Origin of the sequence: Sphingosinicella microcystinivorans, assembly GCF_027941835.1 — a bacterium.
In the GTDB taxonomy this organism is placed as follows: Bacteria; Pseudomonadota; Alphaproteobacteria; order Sphingomonadales; family Sphingomonadaceae; genus Sphingosinicella.
Genome location: NZ_CP116005.1, coordinates 4,186,640 through 4,208,059 on the forward strand (window position 1 = coordinate 4,186,640; position 21,420 = coordinate 4,208,059).

26 protein-coding genes are annotated in these 21,420 nt (G+C 66.2%); all 26 read right to left on the reverse strand.

What is annotated here, in order from left to right; translation table 11 throughout:
• Nucleotides 1-3: 3 nt before the first annotated feature.
• Nucleotides 4-552, reverse strand: a complete 549-nt coding sequence (locus PE061_RS20200) for an integrating conjugative element protein (RefSeq protein WP_013520777.1) — start codon at nt 550-552, stop codon at nt 4-6.
• Nucleotides 549-1,151: a transglycosylase SLT domain-containing protein gene (locus tag PE061_RS20205; protein WP_013520776.1), complete on the reverse strand. Its 603-nt coding sequence runs from the start codon at nt 1,149-1,151 to the stop codon at nt 549-551. The genes PE061_RS20200 and PE061_RS20205 overlap by 4 nt, the downstream gene beginning before the upstream one ends.
• The gene (locus tag PE061_RS20210) at nt 1,133-1,858 is read right to left on the reverse strand and encodes a TIGR03759 family integrating conjugative element protein (protein WP_013520775.1); all 726 of its coding nucleotides are present in this window, start codon (nt 1,856-1,858) and stop codon (nt 1,133-1,135) included. Before PE061_RS20210 ends, PE061_RS20205 begins: the two co-directional genes overlap by 19 nt.
• A 14-nt stretch (nt 1,859-1,872) precedes the next feature.
• Nucleotides 1,873-2,517 (reverse strand): hypothetical protein, encoded by a 645-nt coding sequence (locus tag PE061_RS20215; RefSeq protein ID WP_013520774.1) that lies wholly within the window; start codon nt 2,515-2,517, stop codon nt 1,873-1,875.
• Entirely contained in the window at nt 2,514-3,113 is a 600-nt protein-coding gene (locus PE061_RS20220; protein ID WP_013520773.1) for a PilL N-terminal domain-containing protein, read from the reverse strand. Before PE061_RS20220 ends, PE061_RS20215 begins: the two co-directional genes overlap by 4 nt.
• Before the next feature lie 137 nt (nt 3,114-3,250).
• Nucleotides 3,251-5,530 carry a helicase-related protein gene (locus PE061_RS20225; RefSeq protein WP_013520772.1) on the reverse strand — a complete coding sequence of 760 codons (2,280 nt, stop codon included), beginning with the start codon at nt 5,528-5,530 and terminating at the stop codon, nt 3,251-3,253.
• A gap of 132 nt (nt 5,531-5,662) precedes the next feature.
• Nucleotides 5,663-5,968 (reverse strand): hypothetical protein, encoded by a 306-nt coding sequence (locus PE061_RS20230; RefSeq protein WP_013520771.1) that lies wholly within the window; start codon nt 5,966-5,968, stop codon nt 5,663-5,665.
• A gap of 89 nt (nt 5,969-6,057) precedes the next feature.
• Nucleotides 6,058-6,378, reverse strand: coding sequence for a hypothetical protein (locus tag PE061_RS20235; protein ID WP_003050315.1), 321 nt, complete (start codon nt 6,376-6,378; stop codon nt 6,058-6,060).
• A 49-nt stretch (nt 6,379-6,427) separates the two neighbouring features.
• Nucleotides 6,428-7,576 carry a DUF6094 domain-containing protein gene (locus tag PE061_RS20240; RefSeq protein ID WP_256959041.1) on the reverse strand — a complete coding sequence of 383 codons (1,149 nt, stop codon included), beginning with the start codon at nt 7,574-7,576 and terminating at the stop codon, nt 6,428-6,430.
• 25 nt (nt 7,577-7,601) lie between these two features.
• Complete coding sequence (locus PE061_RS20245; protein ID WP_054667822.1) at nt 7,602-8,249, reverse strand: hypothetical protein; 648 nt, start codon at nt 8,247-8,249, stop codon at nt 7,602-7,604.
• A gap of 77 nt (nt 8,250-8,326) precedes the next feature.
• Nucleotides 8,327-8,587 carry a hypothetical protein gene (locus PE061_RS20250; protein WP_018715755.1) on the reverse strand — a complete coding sequence of 87 codons (261 nt, stop codon included), beginning with the start codon at nt 8,585-8,587 and terminating at the stop codon, nt 8,327-8,329.
• A gap of 16 nt (nt 8,588-8,603) precedes the next feature.
• A complete protein-coding gene (locus PE061_RS20255) occupies nt 8,604-9,011 on the reverse strand; it encodes a hypothetical protein (RefSeq protein ID WP_018715756.1) in 408 nt (135 codons plus the stop codon).
• Between the two features lie 103 nt (nt 9,012-9,114).
• Complete coding sequence (locus tag PE061_RS20260; RefSeq protein ID WP_271256962.1) at nt 9,115-9,453, reverse strand: hypothetical protein; 339 nt, start codon at nt 9,451-9,453, stop codon at nt 9,115-9,117.
• Between the two features lie 94 nt (nt 9,454-9,547).
• Nucleotides 9,548-10,237 (reverse strand): DUF3275 family protein, encoded by a 690-nt coding sequence (locus PE061_RS20265; RefSeq protein WP_003050344.1) that lies wholly within the window; start codon nt 10,235-10,237, stop codon nt 9,548-9,550.
• A 93-nt stretch (nt 10,238-10,330) separates the two neighbouring features.
• Nucleotides 10,331-11,158 carry a DUF932 domain-containing protein gene (locus PE061_RS20270; protein ID WP_003120024.1) on the reverse strand — a complete coding sequence of 276 codons (828 nt, stop codon included), beginning with the start codon at nt 11,156-11,158 and terminating at the stop codon, nt 10,331-10,333.
• Between the two features lie 144 nt (nt 11,159-11,302).
• Nucleotides 11,303-12,208, reverse strand: coding sequence for a DUF3577 domain-containing protein (locus tag PE061_RS20275; protein ID WP_023656988.1), 906 nt, complete (start codon nt 12,206-12,208; stop codon nt 11,303-11,305).
• 228 nt (nt 12,209-12,436) lie between these two features.
• Nucleotides 12,437-12,973: an XF1762 family protein gene (locus PE061_RS20280; protein WP_026320720.1), complete on the reverse strand. Its 537-nt coding sequence runs from the start codon at nt 12,971-12,973 to the stop codon at nt 12,437-12,439.
• Between the two features lie 150 nt (nt 12,974-13,123).
• A complete protein-coding gene (locus PE061_RS20285) occupies nt 13,124-13,477 on the reverse strand; it encodes a DUF3085 domain-containing protein (RefSeq protein WP_003050357.1) in 354 nt (117 codons plus the stop codon).
• Nucleotides 13,478-13,601: 124 nt separating this feature from the next.
• Nucleotides 13,602-14,426: a GTPase gene (locus tag PE061_RS20290; RefSeq protein WP_271256963.1), complete on the reverse strand. Its 825-nt coding sequence runs from the start codon at nt 14,424-14,426 to the stop codon at nt 13,602-13,604.
• Between the two features lie 290 nt (nt 14,427-14,716).
• The gene (locus PE061_RS20295) at nt 14,717-14,995 is read right to left on the reverse strand and encodes a uridylate kinase (RefSeq protein WP_271256964.1); all 279 of its coding nucleotides are present in this window, start codon (nt 14,993-14,995) and stop codon (nt 14,717-14,719) included.
• Nucleotides 14,996-15,091: 96 nt separating this feature from the next.
• Nucleotides 15,092-15,823, reverse strand: coding sequence for an ABC transporter substrate-binding protein (locus PE061_RS20300; RefSeq protein WP_271256965.1), 732 nt, complete (start codon nt 15,821-15,823; stop codon nt 15,092-15,094).
• 83 nt (nt 15,824-15,906) lie between these two features.
• Nucleotides 15,907-16,593 carry a hypothetical protein gene (locus PE061_RS20305; RefSeq protein ID WP_003050366.1) on the reverse strand — a complete coding sequence of 229 codons (687 nt, stop codon included), beginning with the start codon at nt 16,591-16,593 and terminating at the stop codon, nt 15,907-15,909.
• A 180-nt stretch (nt 16,594-16,773) separates the two neighbouring features.
• Nucleotides 16,774-17,166 (reverse strand): hypothetical protein, encoded by a 393-nt coding sequence (locus PE061_RS20310; protein WP_003050375.1) that lies wholly within the window; start codon nt 17,164-17,166, stop codon nt 16,774-16,776.
• Between the two features lie 21 nt (nt 17,167-17,187).
• Nucleotides 17,188-17,409, reverse strand: coding sequence for a hypothetical protein (locus PE061_RS20315; RefSeq protein ID WP_003050378.1), 222 nt, complete (start codon nt 17,407-17,409; stop codon nt 17,188-17,190).
• A gap of 333 nt (nt 17,410-17,742) precedes the next feature.
• Complete coding sequence (locus PE061_RS20320; RefSeq protein ID WP_003050381.1) at nt 17,743-18,300, reverse strand: hypothetical protein; 558 nt, start codon at nt 18,298-18,300, stop codon at nt 17,743-17,745.
• 929 nt (nt 18,301-19,229) lie between these two features.
• A complete protein-coding gene (locus PE061_RS20325) occupies nt 19,230-21,263 on the reverse strand; it encodes a DNA topoisomerase III (protein ID WP_018715759.1) in 2,034 nt (677 codons plus the stop codon).
• Between the last annotated feature and the right edge of the window lie 157 nt (nt 21,264-21,420).

Sequence of the window (21,420 nt, forward strand, 5' to 3'; positions counted from 1 at the left end):
GCTTCATTGCTCGATGCCGGTGGCCGTGATCAGCGCCGGGTAGTGCCGCAGGCCCAGGCGATCGGCCAGGTCGTCTCCGGCCACGGGCGCGAGGGGCACGCCCGGCGCCAGGGTACGCAGCCGTGCCAGGCCCTGCACGGTCTCGACGTTGACCACCAGGCCGACCGCGCCGCGTTCGCGCAAAGCCGCGCCGCGCCGCTGCAACCAGGCCCGGGAAGCCTCGTCGTCGCCGATGACCGCGAACGGCCGCAGGCCGGGCGCTTCGATCACGCGCCGCGCGACGGTGCCGGGCGTGAGCTTGGTGCTGCGCACCGGCAGCATCGCGGCTTCGTCCGCTGGCGTGGCGGGAACCCGGGGCGTCGGGATGGGTGGCCGGGCCGGCGCGTTGGCGCGCGGCTGGAGGTTCAGGGCCTCGTAGTACGGCAGCGCCGACGTGCCGCCATGGTCCTCGACCACGATCAGCGGCTCGCCGGCACGCGAGGCCAGCGGCAGGCCTGCCAGCAGCACGAGCAGGACCGTGAATGCGAGATGGGCCGGATGGGGTTTCGTCATGGGGAGGTCTCCTGGCGCGCGGCGAGGACCGCGGCGGTTGGGCGTGCGCCCTGCACGCGGGCAAGGTGGCGGGACACGCTGCGCCGATAGCGGGCGGCGGGCTCGCCACCCGCAGGACGGTGGTAGCGGCCGATCGCCAGCAGCCAGTCCTCGCCGGAGGTGTGCTGCTCCTTCAGGATCTCGGCGGCGATGGCGAGGTTGCGGTACGGGTCCAGCAGGTCGCACGCGCTGGTGAAGCGGTGCTTGTGGTAGCCGAGGTTGATCTGGCCCAGGCCCGCGTCGATGCGCGTGTGCGGCGTGGCGCGCATCGCCTGCTGCAGGCCGGCGCAGGCATCGGCCCGCGTGGCGAAGCGGCGGGACTGGCCGGCGACGTTGAGGGACCACGGCCATGGGACGATGCGCCCGTTGCGCCGGAGGCCGCTCTCCTGCAAGGCCACGGCGTAGAGCACCGTCGAGGGGATGCCTGCGCGCTGGGCGGCAAGCTGGTAGGCCGGTGGCGGAACCTCCTGGGCATGGCCCGTGCAGGTGTACAGGCCAGCGGCGAGCACCAGTGCGCGCAAGAACTGCGATACGCGGGCGGCTACGGCTGGCGCTGCCATTGGCCGTTCACCTCGCGCACGGCGGCGGGCAAGTCACCGGACAGGCCGAGCGCCAACCAACGGCCACTGTCGTGGTTGAGCGTGATGCTGCCGGCCCGCACGCGCGCCGGGTCGATCTGCGCGCGCTTGGCCCAGTCCCGAATGCGCGCGTCGTCCTGGCGGCTGCCCACCATGTACAGGTCGAACTCCGCGCCCGAGGATTGCAGGCGCTGCACGAGCTGCCCGCAGGCGGCGCAGCCGTCCTTGACGAACACCGCCATGCGGCCGCTGCCGCGCGTGGCGACAGCGCCCGGCTTGTCATCAGGCAGGTTCACGCGCTGCATGCCCGGATTCAGACGCTGCCAGGCTTCGTCGTAGGCGCGCTGGTAGGCGAGCAGCTTCTCGACGCGGCGCGCTTCGACCTGCACCTGCAGTTCTGCGTAGCGCCGCCGCTCTTCGTCGGTGCGTGCCTCGATGCCCAGGGCGGAAAGCGGGTCCAGGTTGGGCGAGTAGATACCCAGCGGCCCGTCCATCAGCTCGCGGTAGCGTTCCCATTCCTGCCGTTGCAGACCCCATTCGCTGGCCGTCCGGTCGTCCAGCACGCGGGCGGCCAGCGGGCGCTCCTGGCTCTGTGCATTGCGCGCGGGTGCCGTGGCGGGTTGCTGCGCCCAGGCGGGCCACTGCACCGACGCCAGCACGAGTACGGAAAGGAGGATCGACGGCTTCATGGGGTGTGCTCCGGTCAGGGGATCGCCACGCGGCGCGTCTGGTCGCCGGCCTGGAACACCGCGGTGTTGCCCTCGACCGCCTGCAAACGCCATGGGCCGACCGCATCACCGGGCAGCAGCACCTGAAGCTGGTCGGGTGTGAGGTCCCCGGCTGTCGGCGCGACCGACACGCTGCGCTGGCCGGCGCGCAGTTCGGCGCCGACGACGCGGAACGGCAGTGGCGGCGGTTCGGCCTTGGAGGCGGCGGGCTTGCTTGGTGCGCGTGCTTGGACGGGCGCTGCGGCACGCGCGGCGGTCTGGCGTGTCTTGATCTGCTCGATCTCCGCGCGCAGTGCCTGAAGATCGTCGGCGGCGGCATAGCCGTTCAGCGACTTCTCCACCTGGGCGGCGCGCGCTTCCAGGATTTGGCGGGTATCTTTGAGGTCAGCGGCCGTTGCGACGGCAGGACGCTGCTGGATAGCCTCGATCGTCTCGGCCAGGCCAGTCGCCTGCGCTTCCAGGCGTTGCAGGCGTGAATCCAGCCGGTCCTGGTCGGTTTGGTCGCGCATCGCCAGGTAGCCGAGCGCCACGATGACGCTGAGGCCGATCAGCCAGAGCCAGAGCAGGCTTTGCACCACCACGGCGGCGGTCGGGCGCCGCGAAGGTTGCGGAGCATTCATGGCTGGCCTCCTGGAATGGAAGGCATCAGCGGGAAGGTCTGCACTGCATCGGCGGCGCTCGGCTCGGGCGTGGGTTCGACGGCCACGCGGTCGCCGGGCCGGTCGAAGCAAATCTGTCGGGCGCGGTCATCCGCGTGCAGTTCCCAGGCCGGCCCAGCCAGGGTGAGCAGTGCATCGCGCAAGGTCATGGGACCGAGATGCAGGTGCGCCGCCGGCAGCGGCAGCGCGTACAGTTCGATCACGGCATGCGCGGTCTGGCACAGGCCGTAGCCGCTGCGTTTGAGTACGTGCCGCAGCCCATCCCCGACCGTGGCGCGTGCATCCTCGGGCATGGACACGTCGATGGTCTGCAACAGCAGGTCGCGCTGCGCTGCCATGGGTGCCAGTTCGACCAGTGTGTAGCGGGCGTAGCGCACGACCGGGATGTACTCGGGCGCTTCGGGTTCGGGCGCGGCCGAGACTTCCTCGATGGTGTCGAGCGCGACCGGCGCAGTCGTCGTCGCGCAGCCACCGGCCAGCACCGACCACAGCAGGCCGAGAAATCCCGCCAGCAGGCGGCGTTCGGGATGGTGAAACCAGGGTGGAGAGGGGCACATAGCTCGGCGTCCTGAAACATCGAGCCCTCACCATCGCCGCTCTGGCCACGAACGGCAGCAAACAATGCGAACCACGCAGCGCCCGATTTACCGGGAGCGGAAAAAAAACGGCCCCGAAGGGCCGTAAGTGGAACGTGTCATGCGGCGACAAGCTGCCGGGCCAGTGCGACCTCGACGGAATCGCCGTCCTGGTTCAGGACATCGAGCCCCGATTCGGGCACGTCGCCCGAGGTGGACTGCGAAACCATGATCTTCTTGGCCATCAGCTCCAGGCAGGTCATCTGCGAAGTGGCAGCGTAGCCGAGGTAGATCACGCGCACGTGCTGTTTCTGCCCGATGCGCCAGGAGCGGCGTGCCGCCTGTTGAAGGCTATAGACGTTGTAGCCAGACTGCATGAACACAATCGTCGGGAAGTCCAACAGGTCCAATCCCGTCTTGACCAATTCGGGATTGGTGATGAGCACGTCGATGCCACGGTCCAGTTGCTCGGCGATCCAGTCCTCGCGACGACTGGCATCCACGCTTGCGCGCAGCACTGCCACCCGAAAACCTTCCTGCTCCAGCAGCACCTTCAGGCGCGACGTGGTGTCGCGCGTGCCGGTATAGACCGTGTAGGCGAGGACCTTGCGCCCCTGCGCCTTCTCCTCTTTGCAGATGTCGATCAGCTCACGCTCCTTGGGGCTGATCTCGAACTCGTTGAACTGAGCCGGGACGAACGCCAGGGTGTTGCGCGTGCGCGGATGCACCACGGTCTCCGACCGGAAGCAGCAATCCGGCCAGGCCAGCAGCACGTTGAGGACCACACCCAGCAAGGTCGTATCGCGTCGCGCCAGAGCCTGTTTCAGCTCCGCGGTCAGCCGACCCGCCAGATCGCGGTAGGCCGCGGCTTGCGCCGTGTCCATCGCGACTTCGCGGAACTCCTCGTCATACGGCGGCAGGACGTTGCCGCCGATGTCCTTGAGCTTGAGGAAGATCGTGAACGGCAGGATGCAACGAAGTACGCCCTTGGGGCCGAAGCCCGGGGCCTTGACCGTGCGCACCGATACCTTGGTGCCCTTGGCCGTCTTGTGCGCCGTGCCGGTGCTCTCGGAATAGATGTCCTTCAAGACCCCGTGATCGCGCATGAACGCCATCGCGGCCGAGGTCATGCTGCCGCTCGTGGTCGGGCGGTAGCCGTCTTCGATCATCCGCCCCGGAAGGGCTCGGAACAGCAGGTGAAAGAGATCATCACCATAGCCGCCCATCAGCGTGCCGGTCAGCAGCAAGGTCTTGCGAGCCTTCGCCGCCAGCACGCCCATGGCCTGGCCTTGGGCACTGCCACCGTTCTTGTACTCATGGGCCTCGTCGGCGACGAGCAGGTCGAACGTGCCTTGCGGAAGGTATCTCTTGATAAACTCGGACGGTTGGTAGCCGCCCTCACCGAAGCCAAACTCCATGCTGGCCATCGCACGTTCCATGCGCGTGGCCTGACGGTCGGAAAACACCAGCTCGCCGTTGCCGTCCATGAGGTTGATGAACTCATGCACGTTGTCCCCCAACATCGAGGCAAGGAAACCATCACCGAAGCGCTTCATGAGCTTCTGCGCGGTGATTTCCCCGATGGTCGGGATGCGCTTCAAGGCTTTGAGGACGGCCGAGGATTGGTCGCTGCCGGACAGGCTTCTCGGGCGGATCAGCGTCCACAGGGGCGCAGCGCAATGGCCACACTTCCTGCGGTACTCCTCGGCTTCGAGCGCGACCGGGTTGACCGGCTCGCCGTCGAGGTCGGTGATGACCGTGCCGCAGTCCGGGCACGCTGCCACGTCGCCGTGGCGGGTGCGCCGCGTGGTGAAGACGGGCTTCCAGTGGAAGCCCATCCGCATCCTCACGCGGCCCAGGACGAAGAACTCCTGACCCGTGGGCTGCACACCCAACTGCTCACGCAGCTTGATGAGCTTGACGAGCGTATCCGGCCCGTTGAGCACCCACACTTTGGCGCCCGCTACCGTCTCCTGGATCTCGCGCCGCCACTTGTAAACAAGGTGCGGTGGCGAAAGCACCAGGGTGCGGCGGTAGCCTTCGGCGTTGAGGACGGCGGCCGTGGCGATGCCGACGGTCGTCTTGCCGCAGCCCATCTCGCCGTTGACGATCGCGGCGCGTTCGCCACGGTCGATCAGCAGTTCGGCAGCAGCGTGGACGACTTCGGCCTGGGCCGGGAACAGCTTGCGCTTGAGGCTGGCGACGATGACTTGCCGGTGCGCCTGCGGTTGGCCGGTATAGACCGGCGGATTGGCGCTGTTGAGGGCGTCGAGCAGTTCGTCGCCGAACTCGCCGACGAAATCCTGAAGGCTCAGGGTCAGAGGGTTGGATTCCGCGTCGAGCAGTTCGCCCTGCACGGGCGTGGCTTCAGCGGTAGTGGTTTCGAGATCGAGGGACATGGTGATGCTCCAAAGAAAATGGGGCATGCACCACCCCCAACGGGGCAATGGCATGCCCCGGAGTGGGAAGAGAATCGGCGCGTGGCCGAAGGTTGAAGGTGCGGGCCTGGGTGGCCTGCGGGTGAACCGTGCTCAGTCCTCGGACGGCAACACGATGACGGTGGCGCTGCGCTGCGCGTCGGTAACGATGCGAATGGCCAGCCCTGGGTGGATCACGTAGTGCGACTCCAGCGAAGCACCTGATTGAAGCGCGGTGCTGTTGGCCTGCCATTGCTGGACGTTGACGTCTCCCCAGTCGCCACGGGTGTGGCGCCTGAAGTACGGGATCGGGTCGAGCCGACCTGCGCGGACCAGGTGGTCAACGGCTCTGCTGAAGATAAGCGCCCCGATGGGGAACGCCAGCCTCTGGCAGTAGGTTTCGATGCGATGTGATGCCATGGGCTCCTCCTTGAAAGGTTATTGAGCCACGACACCCCTGGCGGAGTGAAGTGGCTCCGTCAGGTGGATGGGATGACGAGGCGGTGCCTTCAGATCAGGTCGCGCTCTTCGGGAAGCTGGACCACCGTGGTCTGGTGGTCTTCGCTGGTCTTCACGATCAACACCAGTTCCGGCGTGATCCGGTACTGGGAGATCATCAGGTTGTCCTGATCGAGTGCGACATCGTTGGCCTGGCGGGTGGCCTCGTCGATCTCGCCCCAGTCGCCGCGCACGTGGCGCTGCACATAGGACAAGGGGTCGATGAGACCTCGGCGGGCCAGCCAATGCACCTTCTCGCTCAACTGCAACGAGGCCGGTGCGAACAAGGGTTGCTTGTGCGGCGCGGGCCGCTTGAACGGATTGGGGAACATGGTGTTTCTCCTTCGATGAAGTGCAGCGGGACGTCGGGCGTCCGGTGGATCAGCGGATGGTCAGCACCTCGCCCCGTGTCGGGGAGCCAGGCGTCATGTCCCATGCGCGGATGACGGGCACGAACTTGTCGGTGAGGATGCGGGTCTCGGCGATGGAGCCGTCTTCCCGTTCGGTGAATTCCCGCTGGAGCGTCTTGTCCTTGTGGGTGTCACCTTTGACGACGAGCACGCGCCCGGTCTTGGAGCGCACAACCCCCGAGATCGCGCCCGCGGCCAGAGCCAGGGCGAGATGCCAGTGGGACAAGGCCCGCGCCGGTGGACGCAGCGACTGCTGCGCGGCCCCCAGGTGCGTGTCCAGCGACGGCCAGAGGCCTTGCAGCCTGCCGACTTCATCGGCGAACTGCTCGGGCTCCATCGTCACGCGGAAGAAATACTCCGGCTCGGCCGGACTGGCGGGGACGATGTACGGCAGGAACGGCCAATCGCTCGGCAGTTCCTCGGGTTCGACTTCGCCAAGCCCAATCTGCAGCAGCAGATTGCGCACGGCCTTGCCCGAATCCGACGCCAGCTCGCGCTGGCGCACCCGGCGTCCGAAGATCACCACCTGCTTGAACTGCGTCTCCACCGCTCGGTAGATGCGCAGGTCCGTGTAGTGGCGTGTCAGCCAGCCGACCAGTTCCGCGTCGAGCACGTAGCCGGGGACGATGAAGACCAGAACGCCGCCGTATTGCAGCAACGACAGACTGCGCTGATAGAACAGCTTTTCGAGGCGGGCACGTCCCTGACCTTGGTAGCCGATGTTGCCGTTGACGTCCTTGGACAGGTCGCCATACGGCGGGTTGAGCCAGAGCAGCCCGAACGACTGCTTGGAGACCATCGTGTCCATCAGGTCCGCGTGCAGGCAGTGATCGACCAGGCCGCGGGCATGGCGTGCCCGCTCCGCGTCGAACTCGACGGCGAACGCCTTGGCCTGCTCGCGCCCGAGGGCATGGGCGGCTTCGGCGATCGCCACGCCTTCGCCGGCGCAGGGATCGAGGATGCACATCGGCCCGTCGCTGGGCATCAGTGCGTTGAGGGCTCTTTCGAGCGTGGGTTCGTCGGTCGGGTAGTAACCGTTCTTGGCGAAATTGCGGGCGAGCCGCGGGAACATGAGGGCCATGGAAGTCTCCTGGTTGGCGGGAAGGAATGGCGGAAGCACGCCAAGGCGTGCCTCCGAGGGTGGGTCAAGCCGCTACCGCTTCCGGCGTCCAGATCTTGGCCGGATAGGGATAGGCGGTGAGCACGTCACTGCGGATCAGGGAACCCAGCGCCAGGGTCAGCGCCGGCACGTCGATGGCGAGCCGATGGCCTTCCAGTGGCCCGAGGGCGAACGGAAGGCGGGCCAGCATCTCGCGGGTTTGCAGCAGTTCCAGCACGGTCTCGCGCCAGTGGTCGAGCAGCGGCAACGGGCAGGTGTCCCGCACCAGCATCCACAGGCGGTCAAGCCGGTGGGCGCTATCGCGTGGCAGCAATGCCAGCGCGCTGGCGTTGGCCTTGTCGGGCTTGACGCAGCGCCGGTCGAACAGCCACACGTTGGAGAGCGATCCGAACAGCGTTCGCCGGTAGGCGCGCGTGATGCGCTTTTCCAGTCGATCGACGTTGCCGATGAACACCGGGACGCTGCCGCCCTGGTTGGTGATGACGTGGAACTGGTCCAGTCCTTGCTCGTCGCGCCCGAGGGTCAGGCGAGCGAGGAACTGCTGGACGGCGGTGTCGCGTGCCCAGATGGACAGGAAGATCAGGTTGCCCTGGTCATCGCCGACGCAGGCGTCGGCCATCACGTCCGGGCATTCGTCGATGCGGTACAGCGTGGAAGAAGTGTTTGCGGGCATGGTGGTGTCCTCGGATGAACGGGAACAGCACCGCCCCCCTGGGGCAAGTACTGCCCCAGGGGGTGGGAGAAAGTCGCTCAGTCCGGCTCGAACTGCCGGGTGTGCGGATTGAAGTGAAGCGCCTCGTCCACCGCGGTGATCGGCGTGAAGCCGTCCAGGTAGATGTTGTTGAGGTACTGGTCGCGGTAGGTCAGTGCCTGCCGTGCCTGCTCCTCGGTGAGGCCGTTGTCGATGAAGTACCCCAGCATTTCCTCGTCGGAGGAAACTTCGTCGTTGGACAAACTGCCTTCAACGAGTTTCAACAGCGAGGCGGGGAGCGCAGCCAGGATCGGGTCCATGTCGGTTCCTCCTGGCTCAGGCCAACAGCGCCGCGGCGGGTGCCGTGGATGCCGTGGGGGTGCGCCGCCGCGCGTGGTAGGCGCGAACGCCTGCACGCCAGTCGGCGGACTGCTCCGGCGCCATGTCGAGGTAGCTCAACGGGCACGAGTAGTAGTACGGGTGCATGGACTCGTCCAGCGGCTTGTAGCCCCACTGGTTGCCGCTGCGTTCCAGCAGATCGCAACGGATGTAGCGCAGGGACTGGCCCGGTGCGAGATCACGATGCACGCCTTCGGCCCTGGCCGTCACTTCCGCGACGGACCAGAGGACGTTGCCGCGCAGCGCGTGGGCGATGACCTTGACGCTGGCGCGCTCGGTCACTTGCGGTGCGATCAGTTCCGCGATCAATTCAGACCGCGATTGGGGGGAGAAATACCAGCCCATGAGAGGCCTCCTGAAGAATGGAGCCGGAAGCCTCCCCGTGGGGGAGAACCCCCAGCGGGTGATGGAATGCCGCGTGTGCGACGAAGGAACCTATGCTTTGCCCTCAGCCCCAGTCGTCATCGTCGCGATCACAACCGGCCGGGCAGTAGCCGAACTCGATCCCATGCGAGCAGTAGCCATGCTCCGCATTCCAGTCCTGGGTTTCCTGCCGTTCGGCCGGTGTTGCGTAGTCCCATTCCTGTGCGATCTTCAGCGCCTGTGCGCGCTGTTCTTCCGGCAATCGACCGAGTTGCGCGTCGATCGCCGAACTGAAGCGTTCGACGTAGTAGTCGTGAGACAGTCCGCAACCCTTGGTGGCTTGTGCGGCTGCCGTCTCGCAGAGAGCCCGCCACGCGGGTTCATCCAGCGCGGAGCGGGGGATATCGCAAGCGATGGTGGACATGATGAAGACCTCCAGAAGATGGCCAGGGCCTCCCCCGCATGGGGAAGGAACCCCGGCGGGTGGATGAAGAACACCGCGCATGCGGCGTCTACGATCACGCAGGTTGCAGTTCGGCCTGGCGGCTCCACTCCTGCGTCTTGAAGTCCAGCGCGTAGCCCAGCTCGCCCAGGCGGGCGATCTGTGCACGCAAAGCGCGGCGGTCGATGGTCGAATCCAGTTTCACGGACTCGCCCAGCGGCCACAGCAGGCCGAAGAGCGCGGGGTCACCGTCTTGGGTGCTGCCGGGGGCAGCAGCCTCAGCAGGTGGCGGCGCATCCACGCCAAAGGGCGTGGTATCGACCATCGGGTCCGCGGACGCCTGCACGGGTGCGGGCTTGGCGGGCCTGGACGCTTTGGTCGGCTTGGCCGGCGTTGTCGCAGGCTGCGCCCCTTGCTCTTCATCGAGCGGATCGACGTCCTGGGTGGCGAAGCTGCGGGCTTCGTCGCGGCTGAGTTTGTCGATGCCGTTGAGCGTCATGCCGTCGAGGCTGGCACGGATCTCGAACCGCATGCCGCCGCCGACCGGATAGGACTTCGGGAAGATGTACCTGATGATGAATTCCCCGTCGTACTTGCCTTCGGGGTACTGCTCCAGCTCCGGGTCTTTGACCTCGAAAGTACCGAGGTGCGTGGCGAGGCGGCCAACCGTGAACGGGCCGTTCTTGCCGCGGATGGTACGCAGCGTGAGCTGGCCGGGGACGACGATGGGCGCAACCGATTTCTCGGAAGCCGATGGGGTTGCCATGATGGTTCTCCTGATGATGAATGACGGGCCGCCGACGGCACCCGGTGGATGAGAGGAATGGCCTCGCCCGAGGTGGGCGAGGTCCGCGTGGCATCACGCCTTGAGCTGGCGCATGCCTTCGGCCAGCAGCCACAACGCCCGGTTCAGGCGCAGGTTCTGGTCGATGCCTTGCACCGGACGGGTGCGCTGATTGCGGCCGTTGGCCTTGCGTCCGTTCAGGCCTCCTTTGACGAGGTTCTCCTGGACGCGGTTGAAGACGGCCCACAGGTCGTTCTTGCGGTCGTCCCATCGCCGGGGTGCCAGCAGTTGGCTCTCCGTGACAGGCGTGGACTTGGCTGGATCGTCGTACTTGAGTGCGAGCGCGGAGTTTGCAAAGACCTCCGCTTCGCCCTCATCGAGGTTGATGGTGCGCATCGCATCGCGCGCGTTCTGCACGCGCTCGAAGCCTTCGAGGACTCCGTAGGCACCTTCGATCACCTGGCTGGCCACGTCGCCCTTGTGGGGAACGCGGATGTCGGCGGTGGTGTCACCGCAAACCAGGCCGTTGTGGCAGACGAACCGGAACATGCCGGCGAGCATCTGATAGCTGCTCGTGCCGTCGTGGCTGTTGAGCAGGATGATCTCGTTCGCCTCGTCGCCGTTGATCTGGCTCGCATGGCGAAGTCGGATGAGGTGCTTCGTGTACTCGCGCCGGTCTTCGTTGCGCACGCGTGTCTGGCACACCATGAAGGGCTCGAAGCCCTCCTGGCGCAGCTTGGTCAGCACGGTCGAGGTCGGTATGTAGGCATATCGATCGGACCGACTCCCATGCGGAGCGTCGGCGAAGATCGACGGAACGACGGCACGAATGCGGTCGTCCGAGAGTGGACGATCGGAGCGCAGGATCGGGGATTGCGGAGCAAAACGGGATGCCAGAGACATGGCTGATCTCCTTTGAGAAATGCGACAACCGCGCGGCGGTGAGACCACGCGGAACTCGGGGGATGAAATGCGCAAGCGCGCGTCATGGGGACGCGGCGGATGCGGGAAGAGAAGCGACAAGGCCCCGTGAGGGGCCATGCCGTATCAGAACGAAGCAGCCAATGCCGGCTCCTGCTCTTCGACTTGCGCCTCGGGCTCGCGCTCGGCGGGCTCGGTGGCCGTGTCGATGGCGTCGTCGGCTTCGGACGCGGATGCGTCTTCGGCCGGCGGCGCCTCGGGTTGCGCCTGGCTCGTCGGATAGACCTGGGTGCCGTCGATCTTGATGAGACCGATGTGGACCAGCGTCGATTCCAGGCTTGCGGCCGGCTCCCCGGCGTGCTCACCCTTGGTGCGGATGTACGGATCGATCTTCATGTCGTTCAGACGGAAGGCGATCAGCACCTTGCGGTCACCCTCGATGGCCTGAACGCACCGGCGAACCAGGTGCTCGGCTTCCGGGGTGGCGACGATGGTGTCGAAGTACCGATACTCCGGTTCATCGACAGGCCCTGCCAGTGCCGCGACGGTGCAAGAGAGGAACGAGTCGCCAGCCTTTGGGGTGACGTCCTTCACACGATTGAGATAGCCGATGCCGCGGGTGATCAGCTCGTGCTGCTCGATCGAAGCCAGTTCGGCCCGGTCGATCAGTTCGGCCTTGAGCAGTCGCGCCTTGAGGGACGCGGCGGCCTGACCCTTCTGCTCACCCTTGTCGCGGATGTACGCATCGCCCCACAGGTCACCGAGGCGAAAGCGCACCAGCGGGCGCTGCTTGGGATCGTCAACGCCGATGTAGCGCTGAACGAGCTTCTTGGCCTCGGCACCCGAGACCTTGACGTCGAAGTAGCGGTAGCTGGGGTCCCGGGCGGGGCCGACCAGCGCGGCGATGGTGCAAGCCAGGAACGGCTGCGCACGGCGGCCGCCCCGGACGGGCACTTCACGGACACGCTGGACGTAGCCGATGCCCGAGGCGTGGAGGTCGAAATACGATTTCTCGTTGGACGTGGTGTTCATGGTGAATCTCCATTGGGATGAAGCGGAGACACACCGGCCCACGCATGCGGGGAAGGTGCGTAACCCCGCGGTGGGTTGATAAGGCGAAAGCATCCGCCACCAGAGGCTGGTGGCCGCTCGCGGATGGATGCGGTGCGAGCTGGCTCGGTCACGCAGTGGGAACTGCGCCGCAACCTCGAAGACCGATGGTTGCCTGGCATGTCGCTGACAACGTCAGCAGGCATGGGGTCAGCATGGCCGGGCCTCGCGCGCGCGGCAGCAATCAATCGGCATCCGGGTGCTTCCCTTTGTCCGCGCCGCCCGGCGCCTGCCACAGGCATTTGGGGCGGCGCAGGTGCTCGGGGTATCGGCGAGGGGGAGGCTGGGACGGCTCCAGGCGCCGCCGCCGCGCGCGCCAATCAGCCGCCAGCCGGCGGCGCGCGGGCTGGCGCCGCCTTCGTCGGGTAAGGTGTAGGTGATCAGGCGGATGTAGCCCAGCGACTTTGCCGCCTGCCAGGCCGCGCCGTATAGCTTGCTGCAGGCGTTGGGTGTGCTGTCGGTGCACAGCCGTGTGACTTCCCGCGTCCAGCCATCGTCCAGGTGCCGCGCGACCGGCCGGCCGACGATGGCCACGCCGCGGATCAGGTCGCTGTCGACCAGCGTGACGGCCAGGGCGAACTTCGCAGCCTGGACCGGACGGTGATGGTGTGCCAGCACGAAGACGTTGGCCGTGCGCAGCGACACCGGCAGCAGGTGCAGCCTCGGCGAGGTCGATGATGTGTTCATGCGGTCGTCTCCGGTGGCATGCCGGCGCTGTGGCCCGCGGGGCGTGCCTTGGCGGCTGGAGACGAACGCGCATGCGCGGCGATGGCCGCGGTGCGAACAAAAGAAAGCCCCCGGTGCGGGGGCTGCGAGGGCTGCGCGGCGGTTGCCGCTTCAGGCGGGAGGCACCACGGCCAAGGACAGGTGCGTGGCGGTGGCGGACAGCACGAGATCGTCCGCCGAGTGCAGGAGGCGCGTGAACAGGCCGTCCTTCGGGTCGAAATACTCCGCAAAATCGTCGCCACCCAGCTCGCGGCCGGCGAGGTGCCACCAGTCATCGAACGGGTCGGTGTCCGGGTTGCAGCCGACGGCGTAGGCGAGCAGTTGCTGGCGTCCATCCGGGCGACGCTCCCCACGCTCGGCGAGGAAGTACACGCCCTGGTCCTTGACCAGGACGATGCGGCACTGATTGGCGATGGCTTCGGTCAGCACGGGGCGCAGGTCGGCGCCTTTGAATCGCAGTGACATGGATGAAATCTCCTGTGTTAAAAAAAGAGAAAGGCCCTCCACCCGATGGGATGAAGGGCCTGTAGGTCACGCGGCCGGAATGGCTGGAACGCCGTGGCGGGTGCCTCGGGTCAGCCGAGGGGCGTCATGCCGGGACGGCTTGGCGCTTACGGGCCGCCTTCGCGTCGAGGATGCTCACGTCGATCTGGCGCCAGCGCCCGTCGTCGATGAGCCGCTCCAGCACTTCGCCGAGCATGTCGAAATACAACTCGTCGTGCCGATCGACCAGTTCGACCGATTCACCGTTCTGACGGTGCAGTTCCACCACGTAGGTGTCTCCGCCGCGGTCGTAGAGGATCGTCACCCGGCCCTCGAACTTCGCGGTCGAGACCGTGAAGCTGATCGCCGGCGGGGTCTCGATGATCTTGGAGGGCGTGGGATCGACCCAGGTGAAGTCGCGGGCACCGGCATCCACCAGCATGTGGGTGATGCGCCGGAAGCGATCGGGGGCCGGCATCTCTTCCAACTGCTCGATGAGCTGGCCCAACTCCATGCACTGCGGCGTGGGAATGGGCAGCTTGGCCGGCGCCGAGCCGAGGATGTGCCTCGTGATGGTGTACGGCGTGCCGTCCGAAGTCTTCTCGGTGATGACCTCCGGCGTGTCCGCGCGCAGTCCGTCGAAGCGACGACGGGCATAGGGTTGGACATGCACCTTGGCGCCTTCGGCAGGAACCGTGGTCACCAGGCTGGGATCGAGCACCGCGAACTCGGAAGGCTTGAGCTTGACGACGATGGCATCGTCGGTCGCAGCGACCACCTTGCCGTCGAAGGGTTGGGGGTCGATGGCAAAGCCCAGCGTTGAGGACAGCGGCTGATCATCGAACACGCGGTACTTGAACGATCGCACGTTGCGGGGCACATGGCCTGCGACCAGCGAAGGCATCATGGATTTGATGAGGGAACGGTCCATGGGGAAACTCCTTGAGGAAAAACAAGGGATTCCCCGCCCGCAAGGGAGAGGTCCCTTGTGGGTGGCGTGGATGGACGCGGTAGGTCCGTAGGAAGAATCGACCAGCACGGTTTCCCGCGCTTGCAGCCTCGAAGGTCTCGACTGCCTGGGCATGTGCCGGCAACGCCGACGAACATGGAAGCAAGGATGCCGTCCGGAATGGGCGACCGGCCCGCAGGAAAGCGCACCGAGCCGCGCCCGCTTTCCGGCGCCGCGGGCAAGAAAAAGCCCCTCGGAAGGGGCTGGTTGGGTCAGGCTTCGTAAACGAAGTAGTGCTCGCGCTGACGCGGGAAGAAGACATGTTTCCATGCATCGCCGCTGGTATTGCCACCGTCGAAGACGGCCATGTCGTAGTCGTCAATGTCGGTGTTCATTAGGTCGGCGCTGGCGATATGGCGCATGTGCAGGCCGCCACGCATGCGCTCGAATACCAGGATCTGGCCGATGGCATCGTCCTGGCTCATGGCGTTGACGCAGGCTCCAAGCTGGTGCTCAAAGTCGGATGCGGGTGTGATGAGGTCGGGGAACATGGGATCGCTCCTGTGAAAGTGCGCCGGCCCGGCTCCCTGGTGGGAGACGGGCCGGCATGCGGTGATGAAAAGGAAGGCCGGGGATGTGTGTGGCAGCTATTCGCCGGCCAGCGGGAGGCCCGGCAACACGAGTGCGTCGGCATCGAGGATGAGGATGCGCAGATCGGCCTGACCGGCCAGTGCAAGGATCTGTGCCAGGTCGTCCGGCATGCCCTTGCTGCGGTGCTCCTGCCGAAGCTGCTCGGCAGTGATCCCCTCGACGTCCTGCAGGTGTTGGTCCGTCCAGGGCGTGGAGATTAGCTTGACGCCGATCGCCGGGCTGTAGGGAAGCCGGAACGCAACGAACAAAAAGGCCTCCGGCGTCGCGAGGTCAGCCAGGTTGGCCAGGTACTGGCCGGTTTCGTGGCTGATGTGCGCGCTGCTGATTTCCCAGCACCGGCTGTAGTAGCCGGTCTCGAAGCTCAACCGCTGCACGACTTCCCGTGCGGCCTCGGCCGAATAAGTGTCGCCAATGTGGACGGGGCGGCCGTCGAAGTCGTCGCCGTGGATCGCGTACACCACGGCACCCACCACGCCGTAGGCGCCTTCACCGGCATCGCGTTCGGCCAGCACCTCGGCACTCACGGAGTCTGGGCCATTGCTGACTACGGCGAAATCGCTGGTGACGATGCAGGATGCTGAAACCAGCTCCTCATCGGAGAGGTGTTCTTGGCTCTGGTGGATGTTTCGCCAGACATGCGGGCTTCCGTCCTCGTGGCTGATGGACAGCGTGCGGACGATTTTCAGATTCCAGTAGCCGCGTAGAAAGGGATTGGGATTCTGGGACATGGGATTTCTCCAACAGAATAATGATGGAGCCAATCCCCGCCACCGGGAATTGACCCCGGTGGGTGGAAAGAAAGGAAACAGCGTCAGGTGACGCTGATCGTTGGCGTTTGGGCCAATCGCTCGGCGACGCGTCGGCGCAAATTCATGCGGAATGGCTCGTCGCTGACGCCCGCCAGCAGATTGATGGTCTCCAGCGCAATCAGGGCCGAGGCCTCTTCGATGTCGGCGGCCACAATGGCCTTGCGCAGTTGGTCGCCGAGCTGGAGGGCCTGCGAGGAGGAACTGATGACGCGGACCTCGCGGCTCAGGTAGCAGCCGTTGCCGCCGAACTCGAACAGCCGCGGCTTGCTGCAATACCAGCATCCCTCGAACTGGATGGCGGTCAGGTGGTGGCCGTCATCGAATCGGGTGGCGATCAGAAACAATGCGTCGAGATCGGCGGTGTCCTCGAACGAATGACGCTCGATCAAGTTCCCCAGCTCTTCGTCCTCATCGGCACCGAAGTGCACGGCGAGCAGTTCGAGCAGCGGCGGGATCGAAAGCCCTTCGTCGTCCGGCATCGGAATGCCGAGTTGCGTGGCCAGGTCTTCCAGGCCATCGAGCACGTCCGGCCATTGCGGATTGGTGGTCTCGGCGATCTGGGCGATGTAGGCCTGCCCGTTGCCGGGATGGCTCTCGTCCAGCGCGAAGGCGCCGAACAGCGCCTGGATGACGGGCGTCACACGGTCGAGCACGAGAACGCCGGTGGCTTCGTAGTAATTGTTGGCCATGAAGGCTCCTTTCGATGAATGAACGGAGCCAGCCCTTGCGGACGATGGCATCCGCAGGGGAACCGCCTGATGCCGGATGGCACTGGGCGGGGAGAAACGCGAGGGACATGGCCTCGGGCGAGGCGCATGTCCCTCATGGGGTCGCGTGAACGCAGTGATGAAGGTGTGCCGGGGACCGGCTCACCAACCGCTGTAGTTCAGCAGCAGGTCGGCGATCACCTGGCGACGAGGCAGATCGAGGCCGTCGAAGTCCGACAACCCGTTGAAGTGGCAGCGCTTGAGCATGGCACCGCCCTCGCGCGCGTTGTAGAAGCTGACCATCGCGGACAGGAACATGCGTTCCCCGCTGCTCAGGACGCCGAGGGCGTCGTTGAGGCGCAGCATGTCGGGGCGCAGATCCCACTTGCTCTTGGCCTGGTTCAGACCTTCACGGGTGCCATCGCCAAACCATTGCGGGCCGGCGATCTCGACACCACGCTTCCATGCCTCGAAAAAGGCTTGGGGCGCGGCGCTGAAATGCCGTTCTTCCCGAACGATCTGATCGACGACTTCCTGCGGCAGTAGCTGGTTCATGACGTGATTCCTCCAGTTGGATCAGGGAACGGCGAGCTGGGACCAGCCGCCTCTTTCGAGGGCACGTTGAGCCGCGGCATGGCTGCGGAAGTACTCACGAGATTCCCGCGAAACGGGACCTTCGGTATCGCGCGTGCCGATGTAGTGGCCGGCGGCGCTGTGCAGGACTTCGAGCGGCAGGAACTTGCCGCAGTAGGTCAAGGCCAATTGACCGAATCGGCCGAAAGAGGCTTGCTGGGACATGGATGGGCTCCTTGGAAAAGCGGGGCCCTGTCCCTCACGGGATGGCAGCTCCCGCACGCGGTTGAAAAAAAGCATCAGCGTCTTGGCGACGTGCGTCCGCGCAATGGATGCGATGCGGACTGGTGGGTTGCGCGGGGAGAACCCCGCGGCAGCCTGAAACCCTGGCTGCTGGCATGTGCTGACGAATCAGCGAGCATGCGGGCAGCTTCGTGGGGGGGGCGCGCCACGTCAGTTGGAAATCGGCATCTGGTCCAGCCCCGATTGATGTACGCAGAGACAAAGAAAAGCCCCGCAGCAAGTGCGGGGCGGTCATGACGGTGCGGTGAGGCTGGATCAGCGGGGCTTGTCGCCCAGGACATGCTGCTTCCAGATGGCGAATGCCTCGTCCGCTGGCAGCTCGGCCAGGATGACGATGGGCTGGTCCTGTCGGCTGCGCAGCTTTGCGAAATACGCTGCGCGGTCGGCAATGGCCTTGAGCTTGATGCCCTTGAGGAACAGCAGCCTGCCGTCCTTGATGAACAGCACCTTGTTGCCGATGTCGCGGTTGAACGCGGTGCGCAGCTTGCGCTCCGCGTGCATGGCATCGGCCAATTGGTCCACTAGGAAGTCGAGCGTCATGTCGATGAGAAGCGGCTCGTCGTCTTCGCGTTCGACGTCGAGCGATGCCGGCGGCAGGCTCTTGGCGAATTCCTCGGCCTGGGCCAGCAGCGCGGCCTGGCCTTGCAACGCGCGCACGAACGTCGAGCCGCCGTGTCCGTCGTTGCGGGCTTCGGCGATGGGCCTGCCGTCGAACATGACGGTGGCGGTGAAGCACAGCGTTTCCTCGCTCGCGAAATCCGCGACCTTGAGGTTCTTGAGGGTGATGCGGTCTTGTCGGGTGATGGTGTCCATGGGAAGTCCTGATATCGACCGGGTTGACGACACGCCCCTGACGGGACGCGGCATACATCCCGTGGGTTGGAGGAAGGTGGCATCGATGCCCGGTGGGCAGCGTTCGCCGGAGAGATGCCGGGGCGAACTGGCGGGTGGCGTGGGCGGAACCCACGGCAGTCTGGACACCCTGGCTGCTGGCTGTTGCCGATGCGTCGGCAATGCAGGAGGGAGGATCGCGCGACCCGCCGGCCGCGTCTTGCATCAATCCGAAGCGATCGATCCCGTCTTGTGCAGGTACTGCACCAGCCGGCGTCCCCAGCCACGCGACGCACAGCACGGCCATGGAATTGCCGATCGCCTTGCAGTTCGGTGCATCGGCGGTGCGTAGTGAGGCGGATTGCAATGTTGGCGGTCATGTGGGTCTCCCGTTCGTGTGGCGCAGGGCCATCGCCCTGGCCGGGGCGTTGAAAGGCAGGAGAAAGGCGCCGAAGGCCCCAGGGGCCTTCGGCTCGGGAGGAAAGAAGAACCACCCGTGGGCTGATTGGCAGGCCCGGTCGTCGCTAGAACCGTCTGCTCATCCAGCAATCACACCCGGCCCATGTCGTGGCTGGGGCCGGCATCGTCTGGCGCACATCCGCGCACAAAGGGAGCCCGTTTTTGCGCCGGCGGGCACCGGCACCGAATACCGCTGACCGCGAAGGGTCTCCGGATGGCTCGCACAGGCAAGCCATCGGGGGACCCTTCGCAGCGGCGGAAGGAATGCAGACGAGGAGAACGCGCGGGGTGCGGTTCGCGGAGAAGCCACCTTCAGGTCCCGCGGCCGGGGCCGGCCGGACGGGACGCGCACACGGAGCAAGAAGGCGTTGCGCGCTGGGGCGTCCCGCAGGGCATGCGGGACACGGGCCACGCCGCCGATGGCGGGCATGGCTCACGGGGAACGGGGGCGGTCAGGCGCCTTTGCGGCCACCGCCACTGGTACGGCGTGGACGCGAGGCACCACGCCTGGACGTGCCGGTTGCCACCGGCAGCGTGCCTTTGCAGTCGGGGTAGCGACTGCACGACCAGAACGGGCCGCTCTTGCCGGTTCGCTGGCGCGTGGGTGCGCCGCACTGCGGACAAGCCGGTCCTTGGGGAACCTTGATGGACAGGGACGTGCTGCCGTATTGCGCGATCAACTGCGAAATCCAGGCGGCCTGCTTGCCGATGAACACATCCAGGGTGAGTTGTCCGCCCTCGATCATGTCCAGCGCCTGTTCCCAGACGGCGGTGGTGCCGGGGTCGGCAATCGCCGCGGGCACGGCGTCGATCAGCGTGAACGCCGCATCCGATGCGCGGATGGAGCGCCCCTTCTTCACGATATAGCCGCGGGCGATCAGCCCGCTGATGATGTTGGCCCGCGTCGCCTCGGTGCCGATGCCCGTCGTGTCCTTGAGCTTCTGCTTCAGGCGCGGGTCGGTCACGAAACGCGCAACGCCCTTCATCGCCTTGACCAGTTCGCCCTGGGTATAGGGCTTGGGCGGCATCGTCTTGAGGGCCTTGATGTCGGCCCCGGCGACCTGGCATGCCATCCCGTCACGCAGCGCAGGCAGCACCTGGGTGCGCACGGGGGCGTCGCCATCCTCATCGGCGCTGCCTTCACGTTCGGACTCGGCCAGCACCAGGCGCCAGCCGCGGGCGACGACCTGCTTGCCCGTGGCCACCAGCTTCTGCTGGCCGCAGGAGAGATCCGCCACGGTGCGGTCGAACTCGTGGTGCGGGAGGAACTGGGCCAGGTAATGTGCCCGGATCAGCCGGTACAACGCCCGTTCCTTCTCGCTCATGGCGGAGAGATTCGCGGGTTCGAGCGTCGGGATGATGCCGTGGTGCGCCGTCACCTTGCCGTCGTTCCAGGCGCGCGAGCGCTGGGTGCGGTCGAGCTGGCCCATGATCTGGGCCAGCGTGGGATCGGTCTTGAGCAGGCTGTCCAGGACCGTGGGCACTTCGGCGAACATGCTTTCGGGCAGGTAGCCCGAATCCGAGCGCGGGTACGTCGTGGCCTTGTGCGTCTCGTACAGGGCCTGGGCGATCTCCAAGGTTTCCTGCACGTCCAGCCCAAGCTGCTTGGAACAGACTTCCTGCAAGGTGCCCAGGTCGAACAGCAGCGGCGGGCCTTCGCGCACGCGCTCGGTCTCGACCGACACCACCTGGGCACTGCCCGCGGCGCGGATCTGCTGCGCGGCCTGCTGTGCGACGGGCTGCCGCAGGCAGCGGCCGGCGTCGTCGGTGCTGGCATCGGGTGCCACCCACTGCGCGGTGAACGTCTGACCGCCTGCGGACAGCGACACGTCGATGGCCCAGTACGGCACGGACACGAAGGCCGCGATCTCTCGGTCGCGGTCCACCACGAGTTTGAGCGTCGGGGTCTGTACACGCCCGACCGACAGCACGCCATCGTAGCCGGCCTGCCGCCCGAGCACGGTGAACAGCCGGCTGAGGTTCATGCCCACGAGCCAGTCGGCGCGCGAGCGCGCCAGCGCCGAGTAATACATCGGCAGCGTCTCGGCCGAGGGCCGCAGCTTGGCGAGCGCGGTGCGGATGGACGCATCGTTGAGCGCCGACAGCCACAGGCGTTCGATGGGACCGCGGTAGCCGCACAGGTCGATGATCTCGCGTGCGATCAGTTCGCCTTCGCGGTCGGCGTCAGTGGCGATGACAAGCTGGGTCGCCTTCGCCAGAAGCGCTTTGACGACCTTGAATTGCGTGGCGGTCTTCGGCTTGACCTCGACCCGCCACTGCTGGGGAATGATGGGCAGCTGTTCCAGCGACCAGCGCTTGAGCGCCGCGTCATAGACCTCGGGTGCTGCCGCTTCGACGAGATGGCCGATGCACCAGGTGACCGTGACACCGGAGCCGTTGAGGCAGCCTTCACCGCGCTGCGTGGCGCCGAGAATCCGGCCGATGTCTTTGCCCTGGGAGGGCTTCTCGCACAGAAACAGCCGCATGTCCGTCCATCCGCTTCCCGTTGTTCATGGAGTTGCTGGGATCGAGGATGCCGAGCGCCTGTTGGGGCAGCAGCAAACAAGCTGCATGCGGCAGCGACCGCTTTCACGCCGATGGAACGGCTTGGGCGGGATGGCGTGCGGCCGGCGGTGTGCGAGC